At 56.2% G+C, this 14,063-nt stretch carries 9 protein-coding genes; 3 read left to right on the forward strand and 6 right to left on the reverse strand.

The window, feature by feature from the left end:
• Positions 1–45 precede the first annotated feature (45 nt).
• The gene (locus G516_RS0117485) at positions 46–870 is read left to right on the forward strand and encodes a crotonase/enoyl-CoA hydratase family protein (protein WP_028294735.1); all 825 of its coding nucleotides are present in this window, start codon (positions 46–48) and stop codon (positions 868–870) included.
• 10 nt (positions 871–880) lie between these two features.
• On the opposite strand, the gene G516_RS0117490 is transcribed toward G516_RS0117485, so the two are convergent.
• Both G516_RS0117490 and G516_RS0117495 read right to left on the reverse strand, forming a co-directional pair.
• Entirely contained in the window at positions 881–2,725 is a 1,845-nt protein-coding gene (locus G516_RS0117490; RefSeq protein WP_028294736.1) for an ABC transporter ATP-binding protein, read from the reverse strand.
• A 505-nt stretch (positions 2,726–3,230) separates the two neighbouring features.
• Entirely contained in the window at positions 3,231–4,160 is a 930-nt protein-coding gene (locus tag G516_RS0117495) for a LysR family transcriptional regulator (protein WP_084645182.1), read from the reverse strand.
• Positions 4,161–4,371: 211 nt separating this feature from the next.
• Between G516_RS0117495 and G516_RS0117500 the strand changes: the two genes are divergently transcribed.
• Positions 4,372–5,637 carry a gallate dioxygenase gene (locus G516_RS0117500; protein ID WP_028294738.1) on the forward strand — a complete coding sequence of 422 codons (1,266 nt, stop codon included), beginning with the start codon at positions 4,372–4,374 and terminating at the stop codon, positions 5,635–5,637.
• 161 nt (positions 5,638–5,798) lie between these two features.
• Here G516_RS0117500 and G516_RS0117505 read toward each other — a convergent pair whose 3' ends face one another.
• Entirely contained in the window at positions 5,799–7,127 is a 1,329-nt protein-coding gene (locus G516_RS0117505; protein ID WP_028294739.1) for an acetyl-CoA hydrolase/transferase family protein, read from the reverse strand.
• A gap of 301 nt (positions 7,128–7,428) precedes the next feature.
• Here G516_RS0117505 and G516_RS0117510 point away from each other — a divergent pair, with 301 nt between their 5' ends.
• Positions 7,429–8,592 carry a type III PLP-dependent enzyme gene (locus tag G516_RS0117510; protein WP_028294740.1) on the forward strand — a complete coding sequence of 388 codons (1,164 nt, stop codon included), beginning with the start codon at positions 7,429–7,431 and terminating at the stop codon, positions 8,590–8,592.
• A 286-nt stretch (positions 8,593–8,878) separates the two neighbouring features.
• On the opposite strand, the gene G516_RS0117515 is transcribed toward G516_RS0117510, so the two are convergent.
• From G516_RS0117515 to G516_RS0117525, 3 genes are all read right to left on the reverse strand, one after another.
• Positions 8,879–10,201, reverse strand: coding sequence for a hypothetical protein (locus G516_RS0117515; protein ID WP_028294741.1), 1,323 nt, complete (start codon positions 10,199–10,201; stop codon positions 8,879–8,881).
• A 92-nt stretch (positions 10,202–10,293) separates the two neighbouring features.
• A complete protein-coding gene (locus G516_RS23155) occupies positions 10,294–11,625 on the reverse strand; it encodes an RsmB/NOP family class I SAM-dependent RNA methyltransferase (RefSeq protein ID WP_156879092.1) in 1,332 nt (443 codons plus the stop codon).
• Between the two features lie 80 nt (positions 11,626–11,705).
• Positions 11,706–14,000, reverse strand: a complete 2,295-nt coding sequence (locus tag G516_RS0117525; RefSeq protein ID WP_028294742.1) for a putative bifunctional diguanylate cyclase/phosphodiesterase — start codon at positions 13,998–14,000, stop codon at positions 11,706–11,708.
• Between the last annotated feature and the right edge of the window lie 63 nt (positions 14,001–14,063).

Below are 14,063 nucleotides of genomic sequence, written 5' to 3' on the forward strand. Positions count from 1 at the left end.
ATAAGCTGTGGAACCATGATCCTGTACTTTCGCCGGAAACCTTGCATGAACAAGCCAGCCACTGAATCAGCCCCTCGGGTGATTTGTCAGATCGACGGTCACATCGCCCGTGTATTTCTAAATCGCCCGGACAAAATGAACGGCCTGGATTTGGCCATGTTCGATGAGCTGGTGGCCTGTGCCAAGGGGCTTGCGCGTAACCGTCAGGTGCGGGTGGTGATTCTGGCTGCCCATGGCGATTCGTTTTGTGCAGGTCTGGATTTCAAGGCGGTTAGCCAAAACCGCATGATGATTCCGAGGTTGTTGCTGAAATGGCCCTGGAGCAAAACCAATCTGGCCCAGCGCATCGCCATGGTGTGGCGTGACTTGCCAGTGCCTGTGATCAGTGTGCTGCACGGCTGTTGCTTTGGCGGCGGCTTGCAAATTGCGCTGGCGACCGACTTCCGCTTTGCCCACCCGAACACTCGCTTGTCGATCATGGAAATGAAGTGGGGGCTAATCCCCGACATGAGTATTCTGACCAGCCTCACCAACCTGACCCGACAGGACATTGCCAAGGAGCTGACCATGACCGGCCGTGAATTCTGTGCTGAAGAAGCATTGGAATATGGTCTGCTAACGGGCGTTCAGGATGATCCGATGGCCAGCGCCGAGCAGTTGGCGCAACAGATTGCCGGTCAGTCACCGGATGCCGTGTGCGCGACCAAGAAGCTGTTTAACAAGGGCTGGAAGAAAGGAGAGCGCTCCGCACTGGCGTGGGAACGCTGGATTCAATACGGCCTGCTGGGTCGGAAGAATCAGCAGATCGCCATGCGCAATGGCATGGCCAAATCTGAAGATCAAAAGCGGCCGTTCAGGCCGCGTGGCTGACGTTGATTTATCAGCCTTCGCCAATAAATCCACCGGTTTGGTGGGCCCACAGCTGGGCGTAGATGCCCCCCTTGTCGAGCAACTGCTGGTGGCTGCCTTGTTCAACGATACGGCCCTGATCCATGACGATCAGGCGGTCCATAGCGGCGATGGTCGATAACCGGTGGGCAATGGCGATCACCGTTTTGTTTTCCATCAGGCGATACAGGCTTTCCTGAATCGCGGCTTCCACTTCGGAGTCCAGTGCCGAGGTGGCTTCGTCCATGATCAGGATTGGCGCGTCTTTCAACAGTACCCGGGCAATGGCAATGCGCTGGCGCTGGCCACCGGACAGTTTCACACCGCGCTCTCCGACTTGAGCGTCAAATCCACGGTTGCCTTCCGGGTCGTGCAGGCCCGCAATAAAGTCCAGTGCTTCAGCTTTGCGGGCGGCTTCAATCAGGTCTTCTTCGGTGGCGTCCGGGCGGCCGTAAAGAATGTTGTCGCGCACGCTGCGGTGCAGTAGCGAGGTGTCCTGGGTGATCATGCCGATCTTTTCACGCAGGCTTTCCTGACTGACGTCCTTGATGTTCTGGCCATCAATGCGAATTTCACCGCTGTCGATGTCGTAGAAGCGCAGCAGCAGGTTCACCAGCGTGGACTTACCCGCCCCGGAACGGCCCACCAAACCGACCTTTTCACCGGGTTTGATGTGAATATCCAGCTGGTCGAAGACCTGTTTGTGGGTGTCGGAATCAATGCCCTGATAGTGGAAGTCGACATGATCCAGACGAATCTCCCCGTGGCTGACTTGCAGCGGCTGGGCATTGGGTTTGTCTTCAATACTGACCGGCTGTGACAGGGTGTTCATGCCGTCGGTGACGGTCCCCAGGTTTTCAAACAGGGCACCAATTTCCCACATGATCCACTGTGACATGCCGTTAATACGCAGTGCCAGACTGACGGCAATGGCGATGGCACCGACCGAAATAGCGTCGTCGAGCCACAGGGCAATCGACAGCGCCGCGACGGCAAAGGCCAGCAGGTAATTGATGCTTTGTACCGATACGTTGAGCCAGGTCGCCAGCCGCATCTGGCGATGCACGGTGACCATAAATTCGTCCATCGAATCACGGGCGTAACGGGTTTCCCGCTGGCTGTGGGAAAACAGCTTGATGGTTTGGATGTTGGTGTAGCTGTCGACCACTCGTCCGGTCATTTTCGAACGGGCGTCAGCCTGATCGGTAGCCACCTGCTTCATACGTGGCACGAAGTAGATCTGAATGCCAATGTAAGCCACCAGCCAGCCCAGCAGGGGTAGCATCAAACGCCAGTCGGCCAGCGCCACGGCGACCAGCATAGCGCTGAAGTACACCAGAATATAAACCGCCACATCGAGCAGCTTCATCACGGTTTCACGCACAGCAAGCGCGGTTTGCATCACTTTGGTGGCAATACGACCGGCAAATTCGTCCTGATAGAAACTGATGCTCTGGCCCAGCAAGTAGCGGTGGGCCAACCAGCGAATTTTCATCGGGTAGTTGCCCAGCAGGGTCTGGTGAACCACAGCAGCGTGCAGAAAGCTCACCAGCGGCATGGCCACCAGCACCACCAGCGTCATGGTGATCAGGCCAGTGGATTCATCGCTCAGGAAGGTGTCGCGGTTGCTGTTCGACAGCCAGTCCACCAGATCGCCCATAAAGCCGAACAGTGACACTTCCAGTATGGCGGCCAGCGCAGTGAGCAACGACATGCTCAGCAGCGGTGCTTCGACGCCCTTGCTGTAGTGACGACAAAAGGCAAACAGGCCCTTGGGAGGCTGGGTTGGGTGTTCCGGTGGGAACGGATCGACGATGCGTTCAAAGAATTTCAGCATGGGAATCCGGCGAGGGTGAATCGTCCGCTTTGTAAATGGAATGGCACCTTAAACCAGTCTGGCGAATGTGATAAGTGCCACAAGTGGATCGACCTGTTCGCGCGGGTTTTGCTGATAGGCGTTATGAGTTTGGCTCTGTAGTCCGGCCGGTTTTGTTGTTCAGGAACCGGCCAGTCAAAAGACACGCTTTACGTTGTGGTTAGGGACCCTCTGAATAACTCTGCACAGCTCTGCGCGAGTCCTGCAGGTTGTCATTGGCTCTCTACAACAATCCCGCGACGAATGCAGCGAAATGACTAGTCCTTTTCAAATCGGGCCGCGCAGGTTCGCCAACGCCGTTATGGCGGCCTGCAGGCCGCGCCCAACGGGGAAGACAGGGCATTGCTGACTCTGTGTCGCTGATTTTTGACTTGACCCGTCAGGCCTGCAAACCAGCTTCGTGACTCAGCTTCGCCCTGTCATCCAGAGCGGGCACTGAGTTATTTAGAGGGTCCCCGGGGTTCGATCACAACAAGTATGGATCGGGCTTCGGAATTTTGCGGCATATCTCGGCCAGATAATCGAGGAACAGTGCGGTGCGGTGCTCGGTGGTGCGTCGGCTGGCGTACACCGCAGAAATAACCGCGATATCCCGGTGGAATTCCAATCCTTTCAAGGCCGCCACCAGTTCGCCGCTTTCCAGTTGTTTCTGGCAATACTGCTCTGGCACAAAGCCAATGCCGCAGCCGGAAATAATGGCGTCCCGCACGCTGCACGGGTCGTTGATTTTAACGGCACTGCCGGGGGCTTTTATCCGGCCGCTCTGGCCCTGATAGCGCCACGGCAACGCCATTTGCGAATAGCGTTTTTCCACCACCTGAATGTGTTCCGGGATTTGCGCCGGTGAATTAAGCCCGGCCTTACGCAAATACGCTGGCGAAGCGACGCACAGCAACTGGCTGGTGTAGAGATTCTTGAGGATCAACTCGGAGTCTTTGGGCGCCCCCACGACCACTGCGATATCAATGGCGTCGCGGATCACGTCGACGTCCTGGCTGGTGATAAACAGCTCCAGCTCCAGCCCCGGAAAACGCTGGCGAAACTCCGCTAGGTGAGGCGAGAAAATCTCCCGGCCAAACGACATGGGCATCGACACCACCAGTTTGCCAGAGGGGGTGCCACTGAGGGCCGACATGGCGGCTTCGGTTTCCCGAGCCCGCTCCAGCACGGCAATGGCGTGTTCGTAAAACGCCTGACCCTCGTGGGTGATTCGAAACTGGCGGCTGTTGCGTTCAAACAGGCGCACGCCGGTACCCTTTTCGAGCCGGGCAATGGCTTTACTGACCGAGGATTTGGCAATCCCCAGATAGTCTGCGGCGGGCGACATTCCCTGATGCTCGGCCACAGCAACAAATACTGGCAGGTCGTCCAGATTCCACGGCATAGGATTGGGCATGGTTTCGTCTCACTATTTCTACCGTTTCCAAATTCAGTGTGCATTCTGTCAGATTCATGGTTTCCATTCTCAAACGATATGTTTCTTTTGTGGTGTTGTTGGAAACGATAGCTGCGCCTAGGATGCGCTTCGACAGTGTGTTGAAGGCCACGGGGCTTTTTCCGGGCCGCTACGAACAACAACAACCCCACAAACAACACAGGAGCACACCATGGCAACGATCGTCGGTGGTTTGGGTTTGTCCCATTCGCCTACCATTGTTTCGGGAAAATTGAATAACAAGGCCAATGATCCGGCCTGGGCGCCAATTTTTGAGAACTTTGCGGAAGTGAAGCAATGGCTGGTGGAAAAGGAAGTAGACGCCATTTTCATGATCTACAACGATCACATTACGTCCTTCTTCTTTGATCACTATTCCATGTTTGCCATGGGGGTTGATGACGAATACCAGCCTGCTGATGAGGGCGGCGGTGCGATTCCTATTCCGCCAATTCCGGGTCATGCCGGTCTCGCGCGTCATATAGGAGAGGTGATGGTATCGGAAGAGTTCGATATGTCGTTTTTCCAGAAGAAAGGCATCGATCATGGCTGTTTCTCGCCGTTGTCGATGATTGCGCTGGATGAAGACGGCTGGAAGGGCTCGATCGTGCCTTTGCAGGTGGGTGTGTTGCAGTGGCCGGTGCCGAGTGCTTCGCGCTGCTACAAGTTTGGTAAGGCGTTGCGCAAGGCGATTCAGAGTTATCCGGAAGATTTGCGGGTCGCGGTGGTGGCAACCGGTGGCTTATCTCATCAGGTTCATGGCGAACGCTGTGGCTTTACCAACGAAACATGGGACAATGACTTCCTTGACCTGTTGGAGACCGCGCCAGAGCAGCTGACCGACCTGACCATTGCCGAATACGCCGAGCGTGGTGGCTGGGAAGGGGCCGAAGTGATCATGTGGTTGATCATGCGTGGTGCGTTGTCGGAGCAGGTGAAGCAGATTCATCGGGCAACCTATTTGCCGTCGATGACCAACATTGCCACTCTGGTGCTGGAAGACCTGGGTGATCAGCCAGCCGCCACCGAGCTGGATGCGATTCGCGCCAAAGCCGTTGCCGAGTTGGCCGGTGTCGAAGCGCTGGAAGGCACCTATCCGTTCAGCTACGAGGTTAGCCATCGCGCCTGGCGCTTGAACGACTTCCTCCATCGGTTGATCATTCCGGCTCACCGTGACGCCTTTGTGAATGATCCTGAGCCGTTGTACGAGCTGTTCGCACTGTCCGATGACGAGAAAACCATGCTGCGTGAGCGACAATGGATTGAACTGATTCGCTACGGCGTGATCTTTTTCTCGGTTGAAAAAATGGCCGCCGTACTTGGCGTGTCGAATCCTGAAATTTATGCCGCATTCCGTGGTTTGTCGCTGGAAGAATTCCAGGCCACCCGCAATGTGTCTATCAAGTATTCGGTATCTCATAAGCCTTCTGCGGGCTGATACCGAAGGGAGCGCCCAATGAGTTCTGCGGATTTATTGGGCACTGCCACTGAAACCTGATCGGGTTTCATCTCTGGTTGTCTGTTTCCATCAGCGGACAACCGACTTTGCCGGGGGCCTTTGGGCCCCCGGTTTTTTATGCCTGCTGACTTCCTTCCGTTTCAATACAAATACCCCAGTTCACGGGCTTGCTGCTCCAGTGTGTCACGAAACTGCGGATGAGCCAGTCCGATCAGCGCCTTCACTCGTTGCGGTAACGACAAACCTTTGAGGCAGGCGGTGCCGTATTCGGTAACGATGTAATGAGCGTCCATGCGGGTGTCGGTAACCGCACCACCAGTCAGCTTCGGCACAATACGGCTGACGCTATCGCCCTTGGCGGTAGAGTGCAGGGCAATAAAGGAACGGCCGCCGCGGGAACCGTAGGCACCACGCACAAAGTCGAGCTGGCCACCGGTGCCGGAGAACGGCGTACCAAGAATCTGCTCGGCGTTGATCTGACCGGTGATATCCACTTCGATGGCGGAGTTAACCGACACCATATTGGGGTTCTGCTTGATCACACTGGGGTTGTTGACCCACGAGGCCGGGTAGCCAACGATCGACGGGTTGTCGTCCATAAAGTCGTACATCCGGCGATCGCCCAGTGCCAGCGTAAACACATGCTTGTGTTGCATCAGCTGTTTCAGGCGGCCGTTGAGTACGCCTTTTTCGATCAGGCGGGCCATGGCAGGGGAGAATAGCTCCGAATGCAGGCCCAGGTTCTGGTGGTTTTCCAGCAGGTTCAATACCGCATTGGGGACGCCGCCAACACCCATTTGCAGGGTATCGCCATCGTTGATGAATTCGGCAACCTGACGGGCAATGGCCCAGTCAATGTCAGAGCCTTCGGCGTCGGGGGTTTCCGCCAGCGGCTCGTCGTGTTCAATCAGCCCTTCAATTTCTGAAATATGAACCGAGCACTCACCGAAGGTGCGCGGCATGTGAGTGTTCACTTCAACAATCACTTTGCGCGCCTTGCGTATCACCGTAGCGCCGTAGTCGGCGTTGGTGCCGAGGCTGAAGTAGCCGTGCTTGTCCATCGGTGACACCGTCACCATAAAACAATCCGGCTCGATGTTTTCCGTCAGCATGCGGCCAACCTGATGAAACGCCGACGGCACAAATTCAATCCATGGCGCTGCGGCGTTGGCTTTCACGGCCTTACGATCGTTATTGCTTAAAAACAGGCAGCGAGGGGTGAATTTGCCGCGCATGTCCGGCACCAGCAGGTGTTCCTGCAAGGCTTTGGAGCCGTGCATGTAGTAGACGTTCAAGGCGGGCAGCATGTCGTTTTGCCAACCCGTTGCCAGTGCCTGAATCAATCCCGCTGGCTGCGACACCCCCATGCTCAGAATCAGGTTGTTGCAATCACTCAGGCGTTCCATGGCCTGTGCGGGCGTCAGTGTTTTCTGCTGGTACAGGTCATTCCATTGGCTGTTGCGACTCATGGCATCGTCCCCTGATTAAATGATGAACAGTGTTATAACACCGCCAAGGCTACAGGTAGATGGAAACTGACCCGACGGTCACAACATGGATCAAGATTGTGATGGGTTTGTCATCTTTGCAGGGATGCTGGCGGCGATCAGAAACATGCCAGTTCGATCAATTCTGTGACTGATCGACGACGAAATTTTGTGATCGTAAAGACAAAAAAAGATCGCTTTTCTCTGCCGCAAAAATCACTAAATTTGCGCCTCCCGAACAGCACGACGCTGTTTAACCCAATCCGAGGAGATAGCGAGCCACATGCTCACTCAGCCAGAAGACTACTACGACGCTGACACCTTTGCGCGCATCAAGAAATTTGCCGATCAGCAGGAAACCCCATGCCTGATCGTCGACAAGCAGCTGTTTGCGCGGCAGCTGGACGCACTGATGAATTGTTTCCCTTACGCCAAAACCTTTTATGCGGTGAAGGCGAACCCGGCTCCGGAATTGCTGAATATTCTGAAAGACCGTGGCTGTAACTTTGATGTAGCGTCCCGCTATGAGCTGGACAAGGTATTGGCGCTGGGTGTATCCGGCGACCGCGTGAGCTTTGGTAACACCATCAAGAAGGCATCGGACATCCGTTACTTCTACGAGAAAGGTGTCAACCTGTTCGCGACCGACAGTGAAGCCGACCTGCGCAATATTGCTCGCGCAGCACCGGGTGCCCGTGTGTTTGTTCGCATTCTGACCGAAGGCGCACAAACCGCTGACTGGCCACTGTCTCGCAAATTTGGTTGTCAGACCGACATGGCGCTGGATCTGTGTATCCTGGCCCGTGATCTGGGTCTGGTGCCTTACGGTATCTCGTTCCACGTGGGCTCTCAGCAGCGTGAAATCGGTACCTGGGACTCCGCCATTGCCAAGGTGAAGTGGATTTTCGAGCGTTTGCAGGAAGAAGATGGCATCGAGCTGAAGATGATCAACATGGGCGGTGGTTTTCCGGCCAGTTACATCAGTCGTACCAACGATCTGGAAACCTACGCCGAGGAAATTACCCGTTACCTGCGTGAAGACTTTGGTGACGATTTCCCGGAAGTGATTCTGGAGCCGGGCCGTTCACTGGCAGCCAATGCCGGTGTTCTGGTCAGCGAAGTGGTTCTGATCAGCCGCAAGACCCGTTTTGGTCTGCACCGCTGGGTGTACACCGATATTGGTAAATTCGGTGGCTTTATCGAAACCATGGACGAAGCCATCAAATACCCGCTTTACGTTGAAAAGAGCGGTGAAGGTGAAGAGTGTGTGATTGCAGGCCCGACCTGTGACAGTGCCGATATCTTGTACGAAAACTACAAGTACGAGCTGCCACTGAATCTGGCCATGGGTGACCGTATGTACTGGTTCTCGACCGGTGCCTACACCACCACCTACAGCGCGGTGGAGTTCAACGGATTCCCTCCGCTGAAGAGTTTTTGTATCTGACGTTCGCTCCGGGCCACGCTCCATAGAGCGCGGCCAACCCTGAGTTGAGCTTTTGGCGACGCGCCCACAAGCCGTCGCCCGTTTTACAAGAATTCCCCGTCGATGCCTTCAACCGCATCGCAACACATTCCGCTACCGGGCAAACCGGTTCCTGCCTGTGTTCCTGCAGTACAAAAAAAGCCACCGCAAGGGTGGCTTTGTTGTTTCTGGTCTTGTTGTTTCTGGCGCACCTGTTTTACATCGAAGCGGCTGGCATCTGTTCCAGCCCGGTAGGCGCTTGCCGCTATCAGAAGCTGCGGTTGATGGAATTACCGGTTTCCGGCTCGTATTCCACAATGCCAATGGAATCGTAGCCAAACAGCAGAGTACCGGTGTTTTTGTTGAGCCACATCGGGCCATAGTTCAGTGTCAGGGTTGCCAGAGGGCCTTCCTTGCACAGGTGGAACCAGTCAGCCCAGGAATCGCGGCCGCTACAGCTTTTGTCTGTGATAAGGATCTTTTTGTCGCCGGGCTTCCAGGCGGTGACCATGGCCGAGTTCATTTTGCCGGAAATCCAGAATACGCCACGTTTGTCATCCCACTGAATATGTCGCCAGGCTTCCGGTTTCGGGCCGCGTTTGATCAATGCCTTGCGGTTACCGGTGGCAGGATCAATTTCGAACATAGTCTTTTCGCCGGTGGAGTGGGTGTAGAGCTTGCCGTCGTGCAGATAGGCACCCAGCATCGGTCCACGCATATCAAAGCCGCGACCGACTTTCAGGCCATCATCGCGTTGGCCACTGAGGGTGATGAAGTCGCACTTGCCGCCATCGGCACTGACGCGGGCAAAACCGGTGCCGCCCATCTTGTTGTTGTTAAAGCTGAGAATGAAGGAGCCATCCCTGGGGTCAACAGCGAAGACTTCCTGGGTGTACTGCACGTACTTTTGCGATTCGCGTTTGATGCTTTTGCGGCCGGACGGGCACTGGCCGTATTCGCCGTTACGGGCTTCCCAGACGACTGAGCGGTTGCCGGTCTTCGGCTCAACCTTGTAAATCACCGGACCATTGCCGTAGCTGTCTTTGGTGTTTTTGCGGTAGACGTAACCGAAGGCATACCAGTTGCCATCCGGGCCGGGTTGAATGTCTTTCAGCAGTGGAAACTGTGGGCCGCTGGCAATTTCCATCGGGCCGTAGTCATCCTGGGCCATACCGCTGATAAAACGGCGTTTCCAGGTGTCCATATCATAAGCAACCACCAGGCCTTTGCCTTCCTCACTGTTGTCCCAGTACACCGAGGCAATCAGCTGGTTGTTGTCGTAGTCTATGAAACCACCACTGATGTGCGCGTTATGGTAGGTCGCAAAGGAAGGGCCATCGGCGACGTTGCTGCCGCGATTTAGGGCGACTTCGGTCGGGCGCATACACTCTTCCAGACCGGTGCTTTTGCTGCTGTTGTGGCCACAGCGACAATCGGCATCGAAGCTGGTGGGGTATTGTTCATGCTGCTCCAGTGGGCAGCTGCGCTCGGCGTATTTGGCGTCAGGATTGAGGTAGGAGGAAGCGGCTGCAAGTGCGGATTGGCAGCAAAGCGCCACCGCGGCCAAACGGAGCAGGGAGTGAATGGACATAAGTCTTCCTTGGCTGACACTGAAAGCCTGAAAGTGTCAGCCAGGAAAAACGGGAAGTCTTCACCCAAATGGGTGAAGACGCTGTGGGGCTATCAGTCCTTGAGGCGCAATACCGCGCAGAACATGGTGTCGCTGTCGAGGGATGGTGCACCCTGAATGCCCTGGCTGACCAGTTCAAACTGTGGGTTCTGATCCAGGAAGGCTTCGACCACGCCTTCGTTCTCTTCCACCTGCCAGCTGCAGGTGGCGTAAATCAGTTTGCCGGTTTTACGCAGGGCTTTGCTGCTGAGGGTCAGCAGTTTCAGCTGCAATGCGGCCAGCTCGCGGGTGTTTTCCGGCGTCAGCTTCCAGCGTGCGTCCGGGTTACGACGCCAGGTACCGGCGTTGGTGCATGGTGCATCCACCAGAATGCGGTCAAAACCTTGCTGCTGGGCAATCTCTTTTGGCAGTCGCAGTGGCGCTTCGCCGTTCCATTCAAAGCTACGGATATTCAATTGACCACCGCGTTTGGCCCGGCGTTTGAGTTCGTCCAGCTTGAATTTGTGCAGGTCGGTGGCGGTTACCGAGCCTTTTTTGCCCAGCGTGGCGGCCAGGGTCAGGGTTTTACCACCGGCTCCGGCACAGGCGTCCCAGATTTTGTGGCCCGGCTGGGCGTCGACCAGACGACAGATCATTTGGCTGGCGGCATCCTGAACTTCCAGCTCACCGTTTTTCCAGGCGTCTGTCAGCATAACGTCGGCACCACCAAGGGCGGCCAGCAGGTGTTCCGGGGTGTCCTGATCTTCGTGTACAGGCAGCAGGCGGCTACGTACGCCTGCATCGGACAGCTCCTGATGCAGGGTTTCCAGCGAGCGACTGCCCTTGGTGCGCAACCACAGTGGTGGACGCTGGCTTTGCTGCTCAACCCAATGACGCAAGGTCGCATCGGACCAGTCCGAACTATCTGCACGTGCCCACAGTGGAGTTTCGAGGGTTGGACGAATACCGTGCCACAGCATCAACAGGGCGTTGCTGTCACTGGACTCTACCTGCTTCTTGAATTCGGCAAAGTGCTCGCGACGGGCTTTCTGCTGGGAAATGGATGGCGCGTGCCAGTCCGCGTGGCTGCGTTGTTGAATCCAGAACCAGAAGTGCTGCGGGGTAGCCAGACGACGTTCGCCAGGTGACCAGTGCTGGTCCCAGTCGAGCCAGTTGTCGAAGTCCGGGTCCTGAAAGCTCTGCTCCAGTGCATCCGCCAGCTGCATGTAGCGCACGGCGTCTTGCATGGCGTTGTCGAGCAGCATCCGGTATTTGCCCTGAAAACGTTTGGTGGCTTTGGCGCGCTGTTTCAGCCAGCGGTCCAGCACGGCATGGGCTGGCGCATCCTGCCAGTCTTGCCAGATATCAATGAGGTCGGAATAGGAAATCAGGGCTTGTTGGGTCATGTTTTTCGCGCTTTTCAATAATTGGCGCCAGTGTAAAAGCAGGGCGCGTTGACTACCAGTAAAAGCGCAGCATTTGCGCTTCAGGTGGCTCTTACCAGGGTTTCCAGCAGCTGTTCCGGAGCAATGGGCTTGAAAATATGGAAGCCCTGGCCAATGTCGCAGCCCAGCTCGGTCAGGGTTCGCAAGGTGGCTTCGTCTTCAATGCCTTCTGCCACCACCTGCATTTTCATGGATCGGGCAATGTCGATCATGCCTTTTACAATCACCTGGGTCGCGGGATCGTTTGGCAGATCGCGCACAAAGGACTGATCGATCTTGATCTTGTCGAACGAGAAACGCCGCAAATAAGACAGCGAGGAGTAGCCGGTGCCGAAGTCATCCAGTGCAATGCGAACGCCCAGCTCGCGCAGTTGTTGCAGTTTGTCCTGCACTGAATAGCTGTCATCCAGCAGTGCCGATTCGGTGATTTCCAGCTCGATTTTGGTGAACGGCACGTGATGGCTCTGAATGATGCCGACGATATCGTCGACAATCGATGGACTGGCCAACTGAACGGGTGACAGGTTAACCGCCAAGGTCATGCCCGCAGGCATCAGGCGGGCATGCAGGCAGGCCTGTTGCAGTATCTGTTTGCCTAGCGCGTGTATGATTCCGGTATCCTCAGCGACCTTGATAAAGGTGGCAGGGGAGATGCTGCCAAGCACCGGGTCACTCCAGCGAGCCAGTACCTCCGAGCAGGTAAAATGCCCGCTGGCCAGATGTCGTTGTGGCTGATAGTGCAATCTCAATTCGCCGTTGCTGACGGCGCGTCGCAAGGACTGCTCGATGCGATACAGCTGGTTGGCAGTGACCGCCATTTGCGGGGCGAACCGAACCACCTGACCACGGCCATTTTCCTTGGCCCGGTAAAGCGCCAGATCGGCGTGTTTCAGCAGCAATTCCTGCCGTTGGCCGTCGTCCGGAATAAATGCCAGACCAATACTGGCACCGACCGTGACGGTAAGGCTGCCAATGCGGCAAGGCTGTTCGAGGGTTTCGACAATGCGATTGGCGATGTCGATGGCCTGCTGTTGGCTGTCGACCTGACGCAGGATGACGGCAAATTCGTCGCCGCCGGTACGGGCCACCAGATCCGCCGGGCGGGTATTGCCTTTCAGCCGGCCAGCAATGATTTTCAGCAGTTTGTCGCCGATGTCGTGGCCGAAGGTGTCGTTAACGTTTTTGAAGCGATCAAGGTCAATCGACAGCAGCGCAAAGATTTGCTCCTTGTGGCTCAGGCTGCGCTGAATGGACGATTGCAGCTCGGTCTGGAACCAGCGGCGGTTGGCCAGCCGGGTGACGCTGTCCTCGTGAGCCAGCTGCCAGATTTGCTGTCGCGCCTGATGGGTTTCTGTGACGTCCGAGATGACCCCTCGCCACTGCATGTCCGGTGTCGGAGTGGCGGTGATTGACCACCAGCACAGCTTGCGATTGATCCAGACCGGAATTTCAAAATCCCTGAACGCCCGTCCCATGGTGAAGTAGGTGCTGATCTCTTCGGCTTTGCTGTCGGCCAGCTCTGTTTGTTCGCTGGGCAGCTGGGCGTGGCTTTGGCGAATCAGCTTCAGAAACGACTGGTCATCCAGCAGCTCCTTACGAATGGCAAACAGCTCTTCCAGCTTGGGTGAAACCCGTTGCAACTTTAACTCTTCATCGGCTTCCCACAGCACGTCGGCGGTACTTTGTTCAAAGTCGTTCAGCAGCAGGCTGATTACTTGCTTCTGGTGTTCGGAAGTCAGGTCGGTTAATACCTGTGCCCGAAATACCCCAGCGGCATGGACAATGCTGGTGGTCAGAATGGTCATGTACACCACCAGCAACAGCAGCAGCAGTGGGCTGATTTCAAAACCGGCCCGATACAGCGTGATGGCAGAAGCACTGCCAAGAATCGCGACAAACGTCAGCGAGGCGGAGGGCAGGGTATAGAGTGCAAAACCGCCTGCGCAGATCAGCCCGGAGGTGATGGCGGTAATGAATATCTGCTGCTCTGTACTGGCAATGTCGTACAGCAACAGCGGCGGAGAGGCCCACAACAAGGCCAGTAAACCGGCATGAATCACGGCGCGATTTTCGACCCGGGCAGGGGCTTTCTGCGGTGGTGCCGGTTTGCGGGAAATGCCATACCAGCTTTGCACCGCCATCGCCATCAGCAGTACAACAGAGCCAGCCCACAGCACGGCTTGCCATGGCTCAACCAGATTCCACAGCACGGCCAGTGTCAGCGCTGTATTGAGCATCGCAGCGATGGCGTTCATCGGCGTCATGCCGGTGATGGCCAGCAGACGTCGGGCACGCAGTCGGTCGAAGGCGTCGTCGCCTAATTCTTCCAACGACATCGCAGTCGAATGCGTGGCGTGGTATTGGTCCAGATAGAAGCGCTTTAAAGCGCTTGTCAGCCG

Source organism: Oceanobacter kriegii DSM 6294 (genome assembly GCF_000422845.1).
In the GTDB taxonomy this organism is placed as follows: Bacteria; Pseudomonadota; Gammaproteobacteria; order Pseudomonadales; family Oceanobacteraceae; genus Oceanobacter; species Oceanobacter kriegii.

What these genes read in the sequence shown, in the direction of transcription:
- G516_RS0117485 (WP_028294735.1), top strand. Translation starts at nt 46, where the DNA reads ATGAACAAGCCAGCCACTGAATCAGCCCCTCGGGTGATTTGTCAGATC.
- G516_RS0117490 (WP_028294736.1), bottom strand. Translation starts at nt 2,725, where the DNA reads ATGCTGAAATTCTTTGAACGCATCGTCGATCCGTTCCCACCGGAACAC.
- G516_RS0117495 (WP_084645182.1), bottom strand. Translation starts at nt 4,160, where the DNA reads ATGCCCAATCCTATGCCGTGGAATCTGGACGACCTGCCAGTATTTGTT.
- G516_RS0117500 (WP_028294738.1), top strand. Translation starts at nt 4,372, where the DNA reads ATGGCAACGATCGTCGGTGGTTTGGGTTTGTCCCATTCGCCTACCATT.
- G516_RS0117505 (WP_028294739.1), bottom strand. Translation starts at nt 7,127, where the DNA reads ATGAGTCGCAACAGCCAATGGAATGACCTGTACCAGCAGAAAACACTG.
- G516_RS0117510 (WP_028294740.1), top strand. Translation starts at nt 7,429, where the DNA reads ATGCTCACTCAGCCAGAAGACTACTACGACGCTGACACCTTTGCGCGC.
- G516_RS0117515 (WP_028294741.1), bottom strand. Translation starts at nt 10,201, where the DNA reads ATGTCCATTCACTCCCTGCTCCGTTTGGCCGCGGTGGCGCTTTGCTGC.
- G516_RS23155 (WP_156879092.1), bottom strand. Translation starts at nt 11,625, where the DNA reads ATGACCCAACAAGCCCTGATTTCCTATTCCGACCTCATTGATATCTGG.
- G516_RS0117525 (WP_028294742.1), bottom strand. Translation starts at nt 14,000, where the DNA reads ATGTCGTTGGAAGAATTAGGCGACGACGCCTTCGACCGACTGCGTGCC.